Annotated in this window: 16 protein-coding genes; all 16 read right to left on the bottom strand. The window is 58.9% G+C overall.

The genetic code is table 11. The features are described from left to right. Positions 1–166: 166 nt before the first annotated feature. Positions 167–868, bottom strand: coding sequence for an RNA polymerase sporulation sigma factor SigE (gene sigE / locus MOTHE_RS03885; RefSeq protein ID WP_036372243.1), 702 nt, complete (start codon positions 866–868; stop codon positions 167–169). A gap of 43 nt (positions 869–911) precedes the next feature. Next, a complete protein-coding gene (gene spoIIGA, locus MOTHE_RS03880) occupies positions 912–1,826 on the bottom strand; it encodes a sigma-E processing peptidase SpoIIGA (protein ID WP_235551401.1) in 915 nt (304 codons plus the stop codon). Between the two features lie 173 nt (positions 1,827–1,999). Next, the gene (gene ftsZ / locus MOTHE_RS03875) at positions 2,000–3,067 is read right to left on the bottom strand and encodes a cell division protein FtsZ (RefSeq protein WP_011392369.1); all 1,068 of its coding nucleotides are present in this window, start codon (positions 3,065–3,067) and stop codon (positions 2,000–2,002) included. Between the two features lie 20 nt (positions 3,068–3,087). Next, positions 3,088–4,320 (bottom strand): cell division protein FtsA, encoded by a 1,233-nt coding sequence (gene ftsA, locus MOTHE_RS03870; protein ID WP_011392368.1) that lies wholly within the window; start codon positions 4,318–4,320, stop codon positions 3,088–3,090. A gap of 87 nt (positions 4,321–4,407) precedes the next feature. Beyond that, positions 4,408–4,737 (bottom strand): small basic family protein, encoded by a 330-nt coding sequence (locus tag MOTHE_RS03865; protein ID WP_011392367.1) that lies wholly within the window; start codon positions 4,735–4,737, stop codon positions 4,408–4,410. Further along, positions 4,737–5,522: a cell division protein FtsQ/DivIB gene (locus MOTHE_RS03860; RefSeq protein ID WP_011392366.1), complete on the bottom strand. Its 786-nt coding sequence runs from the start codon at positions 5,520–5,522 to the stop codon at positions 4,737–4,739. The genes MOTHE_RS03865 and MOTHE_RS03860 overlap by 1 nt, the downstream gene beginning before the upstream one ends. 71 nt (positions 5,523–5,593) lie before the next feature. Continuing rightward, positions 5,594–6,850, bottom strand: coding sequence for a UDP-N-acetylglucosamine 1-carboxyvinyltransferase (murA, locus tag MOTHE_RS03855; protein ID WP_053094692.1), 1,257 nt, complete (start codon positions 6,848–6,850; stop codon positions 5,594–5,596). A gap of 18 nt (positions 6,851–6,868) precedes the next feature. Then, positions 6,869–7,777, bottom strand: coding sequence for a UDP-N-acetylmuramate dehydrogenase (gene murB, locus MOTHE_RS03850; protein ID WP_011392364.1), 909 nt, complete (start codon positions 7,775–7,777; stop codon positions 6,869–6,871). A 2-nt stretch (positions 7,778–7,779) separates the two neighbouring features. Continuing rightward, positions 7,780–9,186 (bottom strand): UDP-N-acetylmuramate--L-alanine ligase, encoded by a 1,407-nt coding sequence (gene murC / locus MOTHE_RS03845; RefSeq protein WP_011392363.1) that lies wholly within the window; start codon positions 9,184–9,186, stop codon positions 7,780–7,782. A gap of 102 nt (positions 9,187–9,288) precedes the next feature. Further along, positions 9,289–10,404 carry an undecaprenyldiphospho-muramoylpentapeptide beta-N-acetylglucosaminyltransferase gene (gene murG, locus MOTHE_RS03840; RefSeq protein ID WP_011392362.1) on the bottom strand — a complete coding sequence of 372 codons (1,116 nt, stop codon included), beginning with the start codon at positions 10,402–10,404 and terminating at the stop codon, positions 9,289–9,291. A gap of 12 nt (positions 10,405–10,416) precedes the next feature. Further along, complete coding sequence (ftsW, locus tag MOTHE_RS03835) at positions 10,417–11,511, bottom strand: putative lipid II flippase FtsW (protein WP_011392361.1); 1,095 nt, start codon at positions 11,509–11,511, stop codon at positions 10,417–10,419. Positions 11,512–11,535: 24 nt separating this feature from the next. Then, on the bottom strand, positions 11,536–12,903 hold the full coding sequence (gene murD, locus MOTHE_RS03830; protein WP_053094691.1) for a UDP-N-acetylmuramoyl-L-alanine--D-glutamate ligase: 1,368 nt from the start codon (positions 12,901–12,903) through the stop codon (positions 11,536–11,538). A 25-nt stretch (positions 12,904–12,928) separates the two neighbouring features. Continuing rightward, complete coding sequence (mraY, locus tag MOTHE_RS03825; protein WP_011392359.1) at positions 12,929–13,885, bottom strand: phospho-N-acetylmuramoyl-pentapeptide-transferase; 957 nt, start codon at positions 13,883–13,885, stop codon at positions 12,929–12,931. Beyond that, the gene (locus tag MOTHE_RS03820; protein ID WP_011392358.1) at positions 13,878–15,275 is read right to left on the bottom strand and encodes a UDP-N-acetylmuramoyl-tripeptide--D-alanyl-D-alanine ligase; all 1,398 of its coding nucleotides are present in this window, start codon (positions 15,273–15,275) and stop codon (positions 13,878–13,880) included. Before MOTHE_RS03820 ends, mraY begins: the two co-directional genes overlap by 8 nt. Continuing rightward, the gene (locus MOTHE_RS03815; RefSeq protein WP_011392357.1) at positions 15,269–16,768 is read right to left on the bottom strand and encodes a UDP-N-acetylmuramoyl-L-alanyl-D-glutamate--2,6-diaminopimelate ligase; all 1,500 of its coding nucleotides are present in this window, start codon (positions 16,766–16,768) and stop codon (positions 15,269–15,271) included. The genes MOTHE_RS03820 and MOTHE_RS03815 overlap by 7 nt, the downstream gene beginning before the upstream one ends. A gap of 109 nt (positions 16,769–16,877) precedes the next feature. Beyond that, entirely contained in the window at positions 16,878–19,013 is a 2,136-nt protein-coding gene (locus MOTHE_RS03810; RefSeq protein ID WP_011392356.1) for a stage V sporulation protein D, read from the bottom strand. Positions 19,014–19,051: the final 38 nt, after the last annotated feature.

The raw sequence follows: 19,051 nt of genomic DNA, 5'->3' as shown, positions 1-19,051 counted from the left end.
GCCCGGCAAAAGGGGCATAATAAAAAAGCCCTGATAGGGCCGTAAGAAGATACTTGATGGACACAATTGGCAATCCTTTTGTTAAGGGCTGGCAGGTACAGCTCCTCGACCTGGTTCGATGGTGAAGGTATTAGCCCCCATGGGGGGCTCCTCCCTCATAAGTGTTCTACTCCATCCTGGCGATCTCTTTGCGCAGGCGCTTGATAATGCGCTTCTCCAGACGGGAGATATAGGACTGGGAGATGCCCAGGATGTCGGCTACCTCCTTCTGGGTTTTCTCTACGCCATCCAGGAGGCCGAAGCGAAACTCCATGATCTTGCGCTCCCGGGAGGAGAGCTTGCGCATGGCCAGTTGCAGCAGTTTATGGTCGACTTCTTCCTCTATGGATTTATAAATAATATCATTGTCCGTCCCCAGGACATCGGAGAGGAGGAGTTCGTTGCCGTCCCAGTCGATGTTCAAGGGTTCATCGAAAGATACCTCCGCCCGGGTTTTATTATTACGGCGCAGGTACATAAGAATCTCATTCTCGATACAGCGAGAGGCATAGGTAGCCAGCTTGATCCGCTTCTTGGGGTCAAAGGTATTGACAGCCTTAATCAGACCGATGGTACCTATGGAGACCAGGTCCTCAATGCCAACGCCGGTATTTTCAAACTTGCGGGCTATATAAACTACCAGGCGTAGGTTGCGTTCAATGAGAACCTTTTTAACGGCGGCGTCGCCGTCTTCCAGGCGCAGGAGGAGGTCCGATTCCTCATCGCTGGAAAGGGGTGGTGGCAGGGCTTCGCTACTGCCCACATAAAAAATTTCCGCCAGCCACCTCAACCTCAGGGCCAGGTGGTTGTAGAGGAACTGGAGCTTTATTCTGGCAAGGTTCAATAAGCGCTGGACCACCGGTCTTTCCCCCTCAGAAGCTCATACTCAGTTCCAGCAAATCCGGGTGCAGCAGGGCCCGGTAATTGCCCTCCGGCGATAACCGCTCCCGGTAGAGGCCGATTAAAACCTCCTTTACCTTGATCATCCCCTGGCCGGTTACAATAACCACCTCATCCGGGCGTAAACCCAAGAGCATCCCCCGTTCCTGTCCCAGAGAGTGATAGGGGATCAACCGTAACCGGGTTGCCCAGGGAGTGGCGGCCAAGGAGTTCACTAGGCTATCCAGGTCAAATCCCCCCTGGCTGTCATAGGCTTTAATAATCTCCGGAGGCATGATCTCCTTTAAGGCGCTATATTCCACGATAATCACCGGCCGCTGGGAAAGGGGTTCCCGCAGGCTGTTGCCGGTATCAACCAGGGCCTTGACGGCCAGGTGACGGCCGCCGAAGGTTATCACCACTGGCAGCCGGAGCATCTGCTGCCAGATGTTTTTTTTCAGCCAGCCTGCACCCCAGCGAACCAGCACCATGGCAGCCGCCAGGGCTACCAGGAGCCAGGTATAGTGGAGTCCTGAAGCCGCCATCATGGCACCGCCCATTAACTGCAGGCTCTTGCCACCACCGGAAAGGTAGATGCCTCCCAGCATGGCCCCCCCCATGGCGAAGGCAACCAGGTAAAAATAAACCACCGCCTGAAAAAAACGGCGCCAGCTGAGGGGATAAAAAGCCGCCAGAATCATAACCAGGGAAAAGAGGACCTTTACCACCATGGTAAGGGCCGGTTCCTGGCCGGGAAATAAGAGCGCCAGGGAATAAGCCGCCCCGACGGTGGCTCCGGCCAGGAGCCGCCAGCAAGAAGCCGGCAATTGCCCCAGTCTGGCTGTGGCCCAGAGGATAAAGTAATCCATAACCAGGTTAATTACCAGAACCACGTCCATATAGACCACAGGCAAGTGGCATCACCCCGGAGATGGTAGGCCTAATTATTACCATGATATGAGCTTTATGGCAGATTCATAACTACAGTAATTATATTCCTTCCATCAGGAAAAATTTGTCAGATGATGGATATAAAAAAACTGTTACCGCAAGGTAACAGTTCTGACGATCCCAACCGTACCTAGCGCCGGCGGAGGAAGGCCGGTATGTCGAGGTCGTCAATGTTAAATGGTTTAACATCCAGTTCAGCCTCCCGGGTCGCCGCCGCCTGGTCGGCCGCCGGCTCGGCAGTCTTCCCCTCAAAGCCGGTGGCAATGACGGTGACCCGGATCTCGTCCTTCAGGCTCTCATCTATAACGGCGCCGAAGATAATGTTAGCCTCGGGATCGGCTGCCGCCGCGACTATTTCCGCCGCTTCGTTCACTTCCAGCAGGCCCAGATTGCTGCCGCCGGTGATGTTTAACAGTACCCCGCGGGCCCCCTCAATGGAGGTTTCCAGCAGGGGGCTGGAGATGGCCATCCGGGCCGCCTCAACGGCCCGCTTTTCCCCGGTAGCCCGGCCAATGCCCATGAGGGCCGAACCGGTATCCGTCATAATGGTCTTGACATCGGCGAAATCCAGGTTGATCAGCCCCGGTACGGCGATAAGATCAGAAATCCCCTGGACACCCTGGCGGAGTACATCGTCGGCAATCCGGAAGGCTTCGAGTATGGAGGTCTGTTTATCGGCCACTTGGAGCAGGCGGTCGTTGGGGATAATAATCAACGTATCTACCTTGGTCTTTAATTCCTCTACCCCGGCTTCGGCCTGCTTGGCCCTCTTGCGGCCCTCGAAGCTAAAGGGGCGGGTAACTACACCCACCGTCAGGGCACCGGCTTCCTTGGCAATCTGAGCCACTACCGGTGCAGCTCCAGTACCTGTGCCGCCGCCCATACCGGCGGTGACAAAGACCATATCAGCTCCCTGAAGTCGCTGGGCCAGCTCCTCCCGGCTCTCTTCCGCCGCCTTTTTGCCAATCTCCGGGTTGGCGCCGGCTCCCAGACCCTTGGTGAGCTTGGCGCCGATCTGGATCTTTTGTTCCGCCTGGCAGAGGCGCAGGGCCTGGGCATCGGTATTAACGCTGATAAACTCTACTCCTCGCAAGCCGGCAGCAATCATCCGGTTAACGGCATTACTACCGCCGCCACCTACTCCCACCACCTTAATGGCGGCAAACTGGTTGAGATCGCCGTCCTCAAATTCCAGCACCCGGTACTCCTCCTTTTATCTTAAAAAAGTTCACGCCACCAGCTCTTTAGCCGTGACCAGAAATTTTCCCACCCTGTTTCCCGTGTGGCTGCCGCCTGGGGATGGGCCAGGCGGCGGGCACCATAGTTTACCAGGCCAACTGCCGTAGCATAGGGAGGCGCAGCTACCATGTCGGCCAGACCGCTGCCCCCTTCCGGCCAGCCCAGGCGCACCGGCATGGCGAGAATCTCGGCTGCCATCCCGGTTATACCTTCCAGCAAGGCACCACCGCCGGTAAGGACCACCCCTCCCGGCAGCAGGCCTTGAAAGTGAGCGGAGCTTAGCTCCCGGCGGACCAAGGTGAATATCTCCTCGACCCTGGGTTCAATAATTGCCGCCAGGGCTTTCCTGGAGACCCGGCGTTTTTCCCTTCCCCCTACAGGCGGGACTTCAACGGCCTCGTTATCAGGAACGGCGTCCGCCGGGACGCAGCCATACTCCTTTTTTATTACTTCTGCCTGGACAATGGGGGTCCGCAGGCCCACAGCCAGGTCACTGGTTATATGTTCACTGCCGATGGGCAGGACCGACGCAAACCACAGGCTGCCCTGGGAGATAAGGGCGATTTCCGTAGTGCCACCGCCAATATCCACCACCACGGACCCCAGTTCCCTTTCCGCCTGTTGGAGGACGGCCCCGGCCGAGGCCAGGGGATTTAAAACCAGCTCGTCCACTGCCAGCCCGGCTCGCTGGACGCTTTTCATTATATTCTGGACCGCGGCCCCGGCGGCGGTGACTATTTGGGTTTCGACCTCCAGGCGGGAACCGCACATACCTACAGGGTCCATAACGCCATCATAGCCATCAACTATGTACTGGCGAGGCAGGACGTGAATAATGCGCCGTTCCGCCGCCAGGGGTATCACCCGGGCGGCCTGGAGGACCCTCTCTACGTCCTCAAGGCTTATCTCACCGTCTTCACCGGTAACAGCCACCACTCCCCGGTTGTTGAGGGAGTCGATATGGGGTCCCGTCAAACCGACGAAGGCCGAATGGACCTGGCAACCGCTCATGCGTTCGGCCTGCTCTATGGCTCCGGCTATGGCCCGGGACGTATTTTCAATGTCAACAATAATCCCTTTGCGCAGGCCCCCGGACGGAGTTTCCCCCAGGCCGATGATATTCAGGCGGCCTTCCGGCATAACTTCCGCTACTACCGCGACCACCTTGGTGGTGCCAATATCGATACCGGCAACTATATTGTCTTTGGGCAAACTCCGGCACCTCCAGGTTCCCCCCATTTCTTACGAAGGAGAATTCAACATAACTTTCTATTTCCCTTTTTTTACAAGGGGTTTTTCTTATCTTTTTAACAGGTGCCGCCGGATAATCGCCAGGTTCTGGAACAAACGCACGCCGAAGACCAGAACTGCTGCCAGGTAAAGCTCTACTCCCAGCTGGTCACCGATATAAGCCAGGAAGGCCGCCAGTAAAGTATTAGAGAAAAAACCGGTCAGGAATATGGCATTATCGAAATTATCTTCCATACTCGCCCGCAGGCCCCCGAATACCGAATCCAGGGCTGCCAGTACGGCTACCGACATATACTTGCTATAGACAACCGGTATCTTTACCGGCAGCAGGAGCCCGGCCACTACACCCACGATAAGACCTATTAATGGGATCCACATCACCGCTTCACTCCTTTCCCGGCTTGTGCCTGGCTGGTTGACTGGGTGAACTTAATAACCGGCGGTCCGGCAAAGCTAACATCAATATATTCCACTACGCTGTCACCGGGCAGGCCCTGCAGGGCTTCCTGCAACCTTTCCAGCTTGGCGGGCACATCCCTGCTGTCGCCGAATTTTACCCTGATCTGGCCGGCCCAGATTAGCTGCAGGTTAACAGGCGAGGGGGCGATTATTTCCTGGAGCTGGTTTAAAGTGGTGGGTGGCACCTGTTGTAACACTGCCAGGGCGGCCTGGAGTCCCTGATCCTCAATCCGTGAACCGGGGCCTACCTTTCCCAGTTGGCCTATGCCGGAAATAAGGGGCAGGTTCAGGGAGCCAATTTGCTGGACCCTTTCCATGACCACACCTGTGGCGTCGACCAGGAGGAAGCTGCCCTGGTCCACAAGGAGGGCTACCGGTACCCTTTCCTGGATCCTTACCAGGAGGGTATGGGGCCAGCGCCGGGAGACGTGGGCCGAGGCTACCAGGGGGTTGGTTGCTAGCCGCCGGGCCAGGGTGCCGGTATCTATCTGCCAGAGGTTGGTGCCCATGGTTACCCCCATTAAGGTTTCCAGCTCGGAGGCAGCTATGTGCTCATTACCGGTAATAACGATTTTTTCCAGGGAGAAAAAGCCGGAATGAATAAAATAAAATAAAGCCGTAACCAGCAAGAAAAAAAACAGGGCACGACGAACCCGCTGCCGGCGCCGCCGGTAAACCCGGGGCGAGTGGGCTGGGACAGCCATCTTCCCACCTCGTTTACTGCCATTATACCAGAAAGATTAGGCCTGTCCACTGGAAGAAGTGAGAAGTTATCTCACTTCTTATTCAGGCGCTGAATATCGGCTCCCAGGTCGCCCAGGCGTTTCTCCAATTGTTCGTAACCGCGATCCAGGTGGTGGACGCCCTCCACCAGGGTCTGCCCTTCGGCCAGGAGGCCGGCGATCACCAGGGCCGCCCCGGCCCTCAGGTCGGAGGCTTCCACCATACTCCCGCTTAAGCCTGGAACGCCGTTGATCACTGCTACCCGTCCTTCTATTTTTATATCGGCTCCCAGGCGCCTTAATTCAGCCGCATGTTTAAATCTGTTTTCAAAAATGCTTTCAACCATAATACTCGTACCGTCGGCTACACTCATAAGGGCCATAAACTGGGGTTGCATATCGGTGGGAAAACCGGGGTAAGGGAGGGTCTTACAATCGACGGCCCTTGGCCTCCCCGGGCCCTGGATATGGATGGCCTCTTTTTTTATAATTATCCTGGCCCCCATTTCCCGCAGTTTTGCCAGGACGGCCATGAGATGCTCGGGCTGGCAATCCTGGACCAGGACATCGCCTCCGGTGGCCGCTGCTGCGGCCAGGAAGGTACCGGCTTCGATCCGGTCGGGAATTATCTTATAATCGCATCCCTTGAGTTCCCTCACCCCTTCGATGCGGATGGTATCCCGGCCGGCGCCGCGAATCCTGGCTCCCATAGCGTTCAGGAAATTTTGCAGGTCGACAATCTCCGGTTCCCGGGCCGCATTATACAGGGTTGTCACCCCTTCCGCCAGGGCGGCGGCCATCATCAGGTTTTCCGTCGCCCCGACGCTGGGAAAATCCAGGTAGAAGCTGGTTCCCCGGAGCCCGGTGGTCCGGGCCTCGATATAGCCCAGCTTTTCCATCACTTCAGCCCCCATGGCCATCAAACCCTTGATGTGCAGGTCCATGGGCCGGGAGCCAATAGCGCAGCCCCCTGGATAGGGTACCCGGAAGTAGTGCCACCGCCCCAGCAGGGGGCCCATAACCAGATTGGAAGCCCGCAGTTGCCGCATCAATTCTGCCGGTACTTCCGGCGTTACCGTGGACTCCGGAGCCACCAGCAGTTCCTCGCCCCGGTGCTCCACCTTCATCCCCAGGGAACGAATAACAGCTGCCATGACACTGACATCCTGCAGGCGGGGTACCCGCTGGAGGCGGCATTCCCCGGTGGCCAGGAGGGTGGCTGCCATGATGGGCAATGCGGCATTCTTTGCCCCCTGGACAACCACTACCCCCTCCAGGCGCTGGCCCCCATTGATGACTAGAACCTCCAAGGCCTACCCCTCCCCAAACTATAGGCCTTCACCCCAAACCTCAATCTCCAACTCCAGGTCAATCCCCAGCTGGCGAGCTACAGCCTCCCTTACCCTGTCGATAAGCTCCATAACGTCGGCGGCAGTCGCCTGGCCCCGGTTAATAATAAAATTGGCGTGTTTCTCCGCGACCTCGGCCCCGCCGACCCGCCAGCCCTTGGCTCCTACCGCCTCGATCAGCCGGCCGGCATAATAACCCGGTGGATTTTTAAAAACGCTGCCGGCATTAGGCCATTCCAGGGGCTGGCGGGACCGCCGGCGGTGCAGGTTGGCCTCGATCCGTTCCCGAATGGCCGGCACCTCGTCGGGAACTAATTCCAGGGTTACAGTTACCACCGTTCCCGCCCGGTGCAGGGAGCTGTGGCGGTAGGTAAAGGTGATCTCCCTATTTTCCAGGATATGCCTGCGACCATCATAGTCCAGGACTTCCACCCCTACCACCAGATCCCCCAGGCACCCGGCCGGTGTCCCGGCATTCATGACCACGGCCCCGCCAACGGTGGCCGGGATGCCAGCGGCAAACTCCAGACCTCCCAGGCCCTTCTTGCTGGCAACCTGGAGGAGCCCGGGGAGCAAGGTGCCGGCCGTAGCCAGAATTTTTCTCCCTTCAATTATCACCTGGCGCCATTCCCGGGTTTGCACCACCAGACCCCGCACCCCGCCATCGAGAACTAAAAGATTGGAACCATTGCCCAGAATATGCAGGGGCAAGCCCTTCCTCCTGGCAAAGGACAGGCAGTAGTCCAGCTCTTCCCGGCTCCGGGGTCGGGCCAGGAGATCGGCCGGGCCGCCCAGGCGCCAGGTAGTATGGCGGCTTAAGGGTTCATTGGTTAAGACCTGTAACTTTAGGCCGGTTTGCAACTCCCCGGCCAGGGCCGTTAAATCCATCTCTACGCTCCTACTCCGGGCAAAATTTGCTTGGCCTCCAGGTACTGCGCCAGGCCCATCCCCACCCGCCAGACGTCCCCCGCTCCCAGGGTTAAAACCAGATCCCCGGGACGGCAGGATTTCTTTAAAAAAGCCAGGGTTTCTTCCAGGGTGGGCAGGTAGTACACCTGCTGATGGCCACTACCTTTGATTTCTCCGGTTATTAATTGGGAATTAACCCCCGGCAGGGGGGCTTCGCCGGCCGGGTAAATATCATTAACGATTACTACATCAGCCTGCCTGAAGGCCTGCCCGAACTCGCGGTACAGGTGGTGGGTCCTGGTATAGCGATGGGGTTGAAAAACAGCCACCACCCGTTTCGCTCCCACCTGGCTGGCGGCCGCCAGGGTCGCCCTGATTTCCGTCGGGTGATGGGCATAGTCATCCACCACCCTGGTAGTACCGTCATCCCAGAGGATTTCGAAACGCCGCCCCACTCCCCGGAACTGACCCAGGGCGCGGGCCATAACGGCAAAGGGTATCCCCAGCTGGTGACCTGCGGCAATGGCCCCCAGGGCATTCAAGATATTGTGGCGTCCGGGTACCGCCATAGTGAGTTGCCCCAGATACTGTTCCCGGTAATAAATAGCGGCCCGCCCGCCCATTCCGGCCATTTGCACCCCCGTCGCCCTGTAATCCGGCCTGCCATTGAGGCCGTAAGTAATTACCTGTCTGGGACTACAGGCAACCAGCCCGGCAACTCGGGGATCTTCAGCACACAGGATGGCCTTGCCGCCGGGCCGGATCTGATCGATAAAGTCTTTAAAGGCAGCGACAATCCGGTCCAGGCTCCCGTAATGTTCCAGATGGTCGGCTTCAATATTGGTTATGAGGGCTATCTCCGGCTTTAACCAGAGGAAAGAACCGTCGCTTTCATCAGCCTCCGCCACCAGAAAATCCCCCCGGCCGGGGTAGGCATTACTGGCAAACTCCCGGACATAACCGCCGATGACCGCCGCCGGTTCTAAACCGCCTTCCTTCATTACCAGGGCAACCAGGGCCGAGGTTGTCGTTTTACCGTGGGCGCCGGCTACGGCAATACCCCGGCGGGCGTTAAAGAGCCGGGCCAGCAGCTCCCCACGTTTAACCACCGGCAGCGAACGCTGCCGGGCAGCCACCACTTCGGGATTGGACGACGGTACTGCCGAAGAAATTACTACTTCCTGGACTCCAGGGGCCAGATTGGCGGCATCATGCTGGTGGTAAATGATGGCCCCGGCTGCCTCCAGGCTCCGGGTAAACTGGTTCTCCTTCGGGTCCGATCCTGAGACCCGGTAACCCTGGGCCAACAAGATGCGTGCCAGGGCGCTCATACCCACACCACCGATGCCGACAAAATGGGTCCAACCCCCTGTTTCCAAATCTGCCATCTCCTTCCCTGGGGTAAACCCCTGACCGGGCTGCTACACCTGTATCATATGCAGAGGTAACGCCACAGGTGACAGGGGCCTGTCCCCCTTAAAACCTTTATGCTAACCTGATTCGACCGTTTTCAAGATAACCTGGATAATAGCCTCCAGGGCTCCGGGACGACCTAATGAAGCGGCGGCAGCCGCCATGGCCTTTAGCTTTTCCCTTGATCTCAGGAGTTCGAATACAACCTGGTAAAGCCGCCCTCCTTTTAGTTCCCGGTCCAGGACCACCACGGCCGCCCCCTGCCGGGCCACGGCCCGGGCATTATACTCCTGATGATTGGCTGCCGCATGGGGATAGGGAACCAGGACGGACGGCAGACCCCGGGCCAGTACTTCGGCTAAAAAGGAGGCCCCGGCCCGGCCGATGACCAGGTCGGCTGCAGCCAGGGCCTGCTCCAGGTTATAGACATAGGGTTCAATGGTAATGTTGCCATATTTAGCCAGATCTATTCCCTGGGTGCGCACCTGCTGTAAATAAGCCTCATAGTCCCGGCGTCCTGTTACCTGGAGAAGGCTGACATCCTGGCACCCGGCCAGTTCCTTCAAAATAGGTAACATGGCCCCGTTAATACTCCTGGCCCCCTGGCTGCCACCAACAGTTACCAGGAAGAGTTGCTCCGGCCGCAGGCCGAAATGCTGCCGGCATGAATCCCGGTCCGCCTGGATTATCTCCGGCCGTACCGGTAGCCCGGTGGTAACCAGTTTTGCCCGGCGAGGGAAACGGGAGGCTGCCTCGGGAAAGGTCAGGCAGACGCAGCGAGCCAGGATCGCCAGCAGCCGATTGGTAACACCCGGAAAGGCATTCTGTTCATGGAGGATTACCGGTACGCCCTGGAGGGCGGCAGCCAGGCACACCGGGCCGCTGACATAGCCACCGGTGCCGACTACTACGTCTGGTCGAAAACGGCGCACCTGCTGCCAGGCCTCGCCAAGCCCCCGGCCGGTCTTCACCAGGGCGGGAATGTTCTTCCATACTTGCCGTCGCACCAGCCCCTGGACGGTAATGGTGGCCAGGGTCAGGCCAGCCCGGGGTACCACGTCAGCTTCCAGACCCCTGGCCGTCCCGATATACAGTAACTCTACCCCCGGCCTGGCCTCTTTAAGGCCGCGAGCAATGGCCAGGGCCGGGTAAACATGGCCCCCGGTACCGCCGCCGGTAATTATCACCCGCAAAACCTATCCCCCCTAACTGCCGGCATAACGGGATATATTGAGCAAAATACCTATACCCAGCAAAGAGAAGATAAGGGAGGAACCGCCGTAGCTCACCAGGGGTAGAGTAATTCCCGTTACCGGCAGCAGGCCGGTGACTACACCCATATTTATAATCGCCTGGAGAGCCAGCATAGAGGTGAGACCGGCGGCCAGCAGGGTGCCAAAGGTATCTGGCGCCTTGAAGGCGGTTTGGAAACCCCGCCAGACCAGGATCAGAAAGAGGATTATCACCAGGGCGGCACCAATAAAGCCCAGCTCTTCACTGAGGATGGCAAAAATAAAGTCGGTATGGTTTTCCGGGACGTAATAGAGCTTCTGGCGGCCCTGACCCAACCCGGTACCGAAGAGGCCGCCGGAGCCAACGGCCAGCAGGGATTGGATAGTCTGGTAGCCGTTCCCCCGGGGATCGGCCCAGGGATCGATAAAGGCGGTAAACCGGGCCATCCGGTAAGGAGCAATAATAATCGCCAGGGCCACCGCCCCCAACCCCAGGGCGGCCAGGAAAGCCAGGTGCCGTTTGTCGGCTCCAGCTATCGCCAGCATCAGGAAAGTAGTACCGGCGACAGCCACGGCTGTTCCCAGGTCAGGCTGGGCCAGGATTAACAGGCAGACTACAGCCAGCAGGGCCAGGTAAGGTCCCAGGCCCTGGGCCAGGTCACCCAGGCGCTGGCGGTTGTCTGCCAGGCTGGCGGCCAGAAAGATGACCATGGCTAGTTTGATGGTCTCTGAAGGCTGGAAGGCCAGGGAGCCAATTCCCAGCCAGCGGGACGAACCCCGGGTGGTGATGCCGATGACCAGCACCAGGATAAGGAGGAGTATGGCCAGAACCAGAAAGGGTGCCGCCAGCTTTTTCAACCGGGAATAATCAAACTGGACGACCAGGAAGAGTCCCATCAACCCCAGGAGCGCCCATAGCAACTGGCGTTTTAAAAAGTAGAGGGCATCGCCGTAGTTATAGGAAGAGGTGAGGGCGCTGGCGCTAAAGACCATGATCACTCCCATACCCAGCAGGAGCATAACAGCCAGGAACAACACGAAGTCAAAGGGTCCCGCCCGTCGGCGCATCGGCAATTCCTCCTCCTGGAGATACTAACCGTCATCCTTCATCTGCAGAACTAAAGACTTAAAAACATCGCCCCGTTCTTCGTAGTTTTTAAACATATCCCAGCTAGCACAGGCCGGAGAGAGCATGACGATATCCCCGGGATGGGCGGCGCCGGCGGCTTCCCGGACGGCACTGGCAAAGTCCGGCGCCAGGTAAATGGAGTCGATTCCCGCCTTCCTGGCGGCCTGCTCCAGTTCCCGGGCTGCCTCCCCCACCAGCACCAGGTGCTTCACCCGGCCGGCCATCTGTTGGGCCAGCAGGGTAAAGTCGCTGCCCTTATTCCTACCCCCGGCAATAAGTACCAGGGGATTGGAGTAGGCATTAATAGCCTTCATGGTCGCTTCGGGATTGGTTCCCTTGGAATCATTGATATAGCATACCCCGTTGATTTCCGCCACCGGTTCTAAGCGATGGGGGACGGCAGGAAAGGTTTTCAGGGTCCGGGTCAGCTGCTCCGGGTCCACCCCCAGGGCCAGGGCTACCAGGGCTGCGGCCATGGAATTCTCCAGGTTATGGCTTCCCTTCAGGGAAAGCTCTTCACAGTGGCAGAGTTTAACAGTCCCGCCGGCACCCAGGTCGCAGCAAATCACCCCGTCCTCCAGCCAGGCACCCAGGGGTGGCCGTTCCCGGCGACTGAAGAACAACACCCGGGACCGGGCCCCGCCCGCCAGGCTCCTGGTATGGGGATCGTCGTAGTTTAAGATTGCGAAGTCCCTGGCCTCCTGGTATGCCATAACCCGCGCCTTGGCAGCAATGTAGTTCTCCAGGCTGCCATGACGGTCCAGGTGGTCCGGAGTAATATTTAAGATGGCCGCCACCTGCGGATGGAAGGAGGTTATGGCTTCCAGCTGGAAGCTGCTCACTTCGCAGACAACATAGCTCCCGGGGGCTATCTCCTGCAGTTCCTTCACCAGGGGGATACCAATATTGCCCCCGACTACTGCCGGCCAACCAGCTTCCTGGAGGATCCGGCCACACAGGGAAGTTGTTGTGGTCTTGCCGTTGGTTCCGGTGATAGCCACCACCTTTACCCCCGGAGGCAACAATCGGTAAGCCAGTTCCAGTTCACTCCAGACGGGGATTCCCCGGGCCCTGGCCCGGGCCAGGGGGGGCTCCCCGGACGGAACCCCCGGGCTGGTGATAACTAGATCGGGTTGTAATTCGTTTACCTCAGGATAGCCACCCAGGATTAGGTGGACACCTTCCTTACGCAGGTTTTCCAGTTCTTCCTCCGCCAGAGCCTGGCGGTCACAGGCTGTCACCTTTGCCCCCAGGCGGGCAAGTTCAGTAGCCGCCGCCCGGCCGCTCCGGCCCAGGCCGACTACAAGAACGCTCTTTCCCTGCCAGGACATCTCTTTCTACCTTCTTCCCGTTGCATTAAATAGTTAAAAGATAAAGACCGGCCAGGGCCATGATTATAGCCAGGGCCCAGAAAAAAAGCACTACCCTGCTCTCCGGCCACCCCCCCAGCTCGAAATGGTGGTGCAGGGGGCTCATGCGAAAGAGGCGCCGGCCTGTGAGGCGAAAGGAGACCACCTGCAGGATTACCGAAAGGGTCTCCAGGACATAGACGCCCCCCAGGACTGGCAGGACCAGTTCGGTCCTGGTCATGATAGCCAGGAAGCCAATGGCCGCCCCCAGGGCCAGAGAGCCGGTATCTCCCATAAAAACCCTCGCCGGATGAAAATTATACACTAAAAATCCCAGACATCCTCCTGCCAGAGCCATGGCAAATGTAACCAGTTCCCCCTGACCCAGGGTCAGGGCTAGAATCCCGTAGGCCAGGGCAACCCACAGGGTGATCCCCGCTGCCAGGCCATCCAGGCCGTCGGTAAGGTTGACGGCATTGGTCGTCGCCACCAGGAGCAGGGCCGCCAGGAGGGGGTAATACCAGCCCAGGTCCCAGTGCCAACCGGTTACGGGCACCTGAATGACGCTCCCCCGCCCCAGCCAGAGCATGGCCGCCACTCCGGCCACCAGGCCCAGGAGAACCTGGCCACCGAGCTTTTGCCGGGCCATGAGGCCTAAGGGGCGGTGTAGAATTACCTTTAAACCGTCGTCGACCAGCCCAATCAGGGCATAACCCCAAGTAAGGATCAAGGTAGACAGGGTTAAGGGGGAGGGTGGGGCCAGGACCAGGGTAGACACAGTCAGGCCAATGAGAAACAGGACCCCACCCATGGTCGGGGTACCCGCTTTGGCCAAGTGGCTCCGGGGGCCGTCGCTGCGGACGGTCTGGCCGGCCTTCAGGCGCCTGAGAAAGGCGAGGACCGGCGGGCCCAGGATAAGGGTAACCACCGCCGCCAGGACTAGGGGTTTCAAGGCTTCAATCATGTTCGGAGCCCTCCCAGATGGCCAGCACCTTTTCCATGCCGGTAAGACGCGATCCTTTAAAAAGGACTACATCTCCATGGCCCAGTCCCCGTAGGTGCCCGGCCGCCTCCTCGTGGGTAAGGCAGGCAAAGACCTGATCCGCCGGCATCCCGGCTTCCAGAGCGCCGGCGGCTATCTCCCCGGCCAGTTCGCCCACAGTTATCAGGCGATAAAGGCCCCGGGCAGCGGCGAATCGTCCCACCCGCCGGTGCAGTTCTACTTCTGCCGGTCCAAGTTCTAGCATGGCCCCCAGGACGGCCACCCGGCGGCCGGGTAAAGCGCCCAGGGCCTGGAGGGCGGCCTCCATGGATTCAGGGTTGGCGTTATATGCGTCGTTAAAAACCAGGGAACCGCCCGGGCCCGGACGCAGGTCCTGGCGCAAATCCTCGGCCGGCCAGTCAGCCAGGCTCCGGGCCATAGTTTCCGGTTCCACGCCCAGGGAAAAGCCTACAGCCAGGGCTGCCAGGGCATCTTCCACATTGTGCCGCCCCGGGACCGGTAGCTGCACCCGGACTTCCTTACCGGGAAAAACGGCCGTAAAAAAAGTCCCCTCCAGGCCTCTATCGCCAATATCCCGGGCGTAAATCTCCCCCTGGCCCCGGGTACTGAAGAAGACCACCCGGCAAGGACAGGTGGCCGCCAGCCGGCGGCACCACTCATTATCGCCATTCAAAACCGCCAGTCCTTCTGCGGGCAAAGCTGCCAGCAACTCCCCTTTGGCAGCGGCAATATTGGCTATCGAACCGAGGAGTCCCAGGTGGGTGGTACCGATGTTGGTAATGACGCCAATGGTCGGTCGGGCTATGGCCGCCAGGGAGGCTATCTCTCCTTTGCCCCGCATGGCCATCTCCACCACGGCTGCCTGGTGCCAGGGGGCCAGGCGTAAAAGGGTCATGGGCAGGCCGATCTCGTTATTAAAATTCCCCGGCGTTTTTAGGACCTTCAGGACCGGGCTCAAAACGGCGGCAATGAGGTTTTTGGTCGTTGTTTTGCCGCTGGAACCGGTTACCCCGATCAGGGGACCCTTTAAAACTTTCTGCCGGTGGTAGGCTGCCAGTTTTTGCAGGGCCAGAAGGGTATCGTCAACCTGGATCAAAGCCTGGCCGGGGCGCAGCCCGACAACCTGATGGCCGGGGAAACTGGTTCCTATGGCCGCCGCCGCGCCGCCGGATAGGGCCGCACCAATAAAATCATGGCCGTCAAAGCGTTCTCCCTTCAAGGCAACAAAGGCCATACCCGGCTGGATCTCCCGGCTGTCGGTACTGAGGCCCTTTACCACAACTGCCGGATCCCCGGCTACCAGGTAGCCGCCGATGGCGTCACAGATCTCCCTGACCGTAGCTGTCAACATGCCGGTCCCTCCCCCGTGTAGCCCAGGGCCGCCAGTTCTTCCCTGGCTACTTGCCGGTCATCAAAGGGCAGGGTTTTATCCTTAACTATCTGGTAGGTTTCATGGCCTTTACCGGCGATAACCACCATGTCCCCAGGCCGGGCCAGGGCCAGGGCGGCAGCTATAGCCCGGCGCCGGTCAACCAGCACCTGGTAGCTGGCGCCGGGGACCTCCCGGACGCCGGGAAGGATATCGGCGATAATGGCTTCCGGATCCTCGCTGCGAGGGTTATCGGACGTAATAATACTGTAATCGCTCAGCCGAGCGGCGGCCCGGCCCATTAACGGTCGCTTGCCCCGGTCCCGGTCACCACCGCAGCCGAAGACCACCAGCAGCCTTCCCCTGGTAACCTGGCGAGCGGCCCGGAGGACATTCTCCAGGCCATCGGGAGTATGGGCGTAATCGACCACCACAGTGAAGGGCTGGCCCTGGTCTACCCGCTCCAGACGCCCTGGCACCCCCTTGAACCGGCCCAGAGCCCGGATGGCGACCTGGGGGTCTATCCCTTCCTGAAGGGCTACCGCCAAGGCGGCCAGGGCATTATAGATATTGTATCGCCCGGTAAGCCTGAGTTCCATTGCCGCCTCACCCCCCGGCCAGGTTACCAGGCTGGTGGAGCCCCCGGTTTCTAAATGGATATCCCTGGCCCGGACCTGGCACCCGGGAGTACAGCCGTAGGTGACCACCGGCACCGGCGTAAGGGCGGCCAGGCGGCTGCCATAGGGGTCGTCGCCGTTAATAACGGCATATTTCGGCCCAGCTTTCACCCCCTGGTCCAGGCCCTGGAAGAGCCGGGCTTTGCAGTTGAAATAATCCTCCATATTGTGGTGGAAGTCCAGGTGATCCTGAGTCAGGTTAGTGAAAACGGCCACGTCAAACTCGGTCCCGGCCACCCGATGCAGGGCCAGGGCGTGGGATGATACCTCCATGACTACGGCCCGGGCCTGCAAAGACACCATCTGGTAAAGGAGGTGCTGCAGGTCCAGGGATTCCGGCGTCGTGTGTTCGGCCGGCAGTACCCTGTCCCCCAGGCGGTTGCCGATGGTCCCTACCAGGCCAGCAGGCCGGCCGCCGGCCTCTAAAATAGCCTGGATCAGGTGGGTAGTGGTGGTCTTGCCGTTGGTGCCGGTTACCCCGATTAAACGCAGTTTGCGACTGGGGTAATCATAGAAACGGGCCGCCAGCTGGCCCAGGGCCAGGCGGGTATCATCCACCCGAACCCAGGCCACCCCCGGGGGCAGGGTTCGCTCCTGTGCCAGGACGACAGCCACCGCTCCCCGCTCCAGGGCGGCGTCGATGTAAAGGTGGCCGTCGGTTTTAAAGCCTTTTATGGCCACGAAAAGAAAACCGGATTGTATCCGGCGGGAGTCATAGTGGAGCCCGGTCAGGGGAACCTGCTGGTTGCCGCCCCGGGCAATGATCTTTAACGGCGCTACCAGTTCAGCCAGGGTCACTGTTTAAACGGCCTCCTTGAAAATACTCCTGGTATATTTTTACCACTTAATGGCAAATTAAGCCTCGAAAGGAGAGAGCCCGGCACCCTGCTGGCGCCGGGCCCGGAGTCTAAGGCCCCAGAACCTCCTGGGCCGGTTCGTGGAATTTGACGCGCACGCTGCTTCCCGGCGTGACTATGGTCCCGGGAATGGGGTTTTGTTCCCCGGCCTGACCCGTTCCCTCGGGAACCAGTTGCAGCCCATAGGCTGCCAGTACTTCTGCCGCCTCGGTAACCCTCAGGCTATTGACGTCCGGCACCCGGGGCCGGTTGGGATCGCCCTGGAGGTAGAGGATTACCTTTGTACCCGCAGGTACTACGGCGCCTGCCTTGGGCACCTGGGCAATGACTTTGCCGCTGTCACCCTCGACCCGCGCTGCCAGGCCGGCTTTTTCCAGTTCCGCCCTGGCCGCAGCCAGGTCCTTTCCGGTAACATTCGGTACGGTGACCGGGGCCGCTGGTTTTTCCTCACTTCCCTGCTTGCTGTCGTACTGGGGCGGTACCTTCAGGTAGTGGAGGGCATCGGCTACCACCCGCTGGAAAATGGGAGCCGCCAGGGTACCACCATAATAAGGATATCCTTTTGGCTCGTCGATTGTTACCAGGGCCACCAGGCGGGGGTCGTTGACCGGGGCCATACCGATAAATGAAGCAACATATTTTCCTTCCATGTACCCGCCGGGACCGGCCTTCTGGGCCGTACCCGTTTTCCCGCCTACCCGGTAGCCGGGGATATAGGCGTTACGCCCTGTACCTTCGCTGACAACGGTTTCTAACATCTCCCGCAGCTGCTTGGCCGTCTCGGGAGAGATGACCTGCCGTTCCACCTCTGGTTCAATCTTTTTCAGGACATTGCCTTTATCATCCAGGATTTCCTTCACCAGGTGGGGCCGGATGAGTTTGCCCCCGTTGGCCACCGCTGAAACTGCAGTTACCAGTTGCAATGGAGTAACCGCGATACCCTGCCCGATGCCAATGGTGGCGATGTTGATGGGCTTTAATTCCTGCTCGGGAATCAGTAAACCGGTACCTTCACCTGTTAAATCGATACCCGTAGGCTGCCCGAAACCAAAGGCCCTGATGTAATTATAAAAAAGACCGGCTTTCTTTTCTTCCAACCGCAGGGCCGTTTGGACAAAGACCGGGTTACAAGAATTCTTGACCCCATCCACAAAGGTCTCGCTGCCGTGCCCCCCGGGCAACCAGCAGTTAATGGTGTCCGGCCCAACCTTAATGTAACCGGGATCATAAAAACGGTCTCCCGGCTTGACTACCCCTTCTTCCAGGGCCGCCGCCGCGGTGATGATCTTAAAGGCCGAACCGGGCTCGTAGGCATCCCGCACCAGGGGGTTGCCCCAGACGCTGTTGGGGTATTTATTAAAGTTATTCGGATCAAAGGCCGGACGACTGGCCATAGCCAGAATTTCCCCTGTTTTGGGGTCCATGACAATAATATTGGCTTTTTTGGGATTGGTAGGGCTGGCCATGAGCTTATCCAGTTCACGTTCAGCAATATACTGGATGGTTTGATCAATGGTCAGCACCAGGCTGTGGCCGTTCTGCGGTGGTATATAACGGTGGGTCGCCCGGGGGATCTCGTGTCCCAGGGCATCAAACTCCATGACGATTTTACCCGGCTCCCCGGCCAGTTCCTTATCATACATGGCCTCAATGCCTTCCAGGCCCTGGTTATCAATACCGGAAAAACCCAGGACCTGAGCAGCCAGGGGGCCATTGGGGTAATACCGCCGACTCTCCGGTACCACTTCGATCCCCGGTAATTTCTTTTCCTTAACCAGATTCTTGATTTGCTGGGCTTTTGTATAGTCAACCTGGCGTTCGACAAACTCAAAGCCGGTGTTGCTAGTTATTTTCTCCAGGATCTTTTGCGCGGGAAGGCCAAGGATGGAACCCAGGGTGTTGGCTATTTCCTGGGCTTTACCGGAATCTTTGATCTCCGGCGGAAAGGCGCCGATATAGTCACTCTCGATGCTAACGGCCAGTTCGTGCCGGTTGCGGTCATAGATAACCCCGCGCTGGGCTGCCACCGGCATTTCATTAAGCCGGTTATTGAGGGCTTTTTGTTGTAATTCGCCGCCCCGCACGAATTGTAACCAGGCCAGCCTCAACAAGATTATCGCCAGGCATGATGTCAAAACCAAAAAAACAAGGACAAGGCGTTTATGAACATTGATATTCCCCTGCATGACGTCGCCCCTTGCCGGCGCCCGCTTGTTTCCCGGTT

The organism is Moorella thermoacetica (genome assembly GCF_001267405.1).
Lineage (GTDB): Bacteria > Bacillota > DSM-521 > Neomoorellales > Neomoorellaceae > Neomoorella > Neomoorella thermoacetica.
This window is presented reverse-complemented; position numbering and strand designations above follow the sequence as displayed.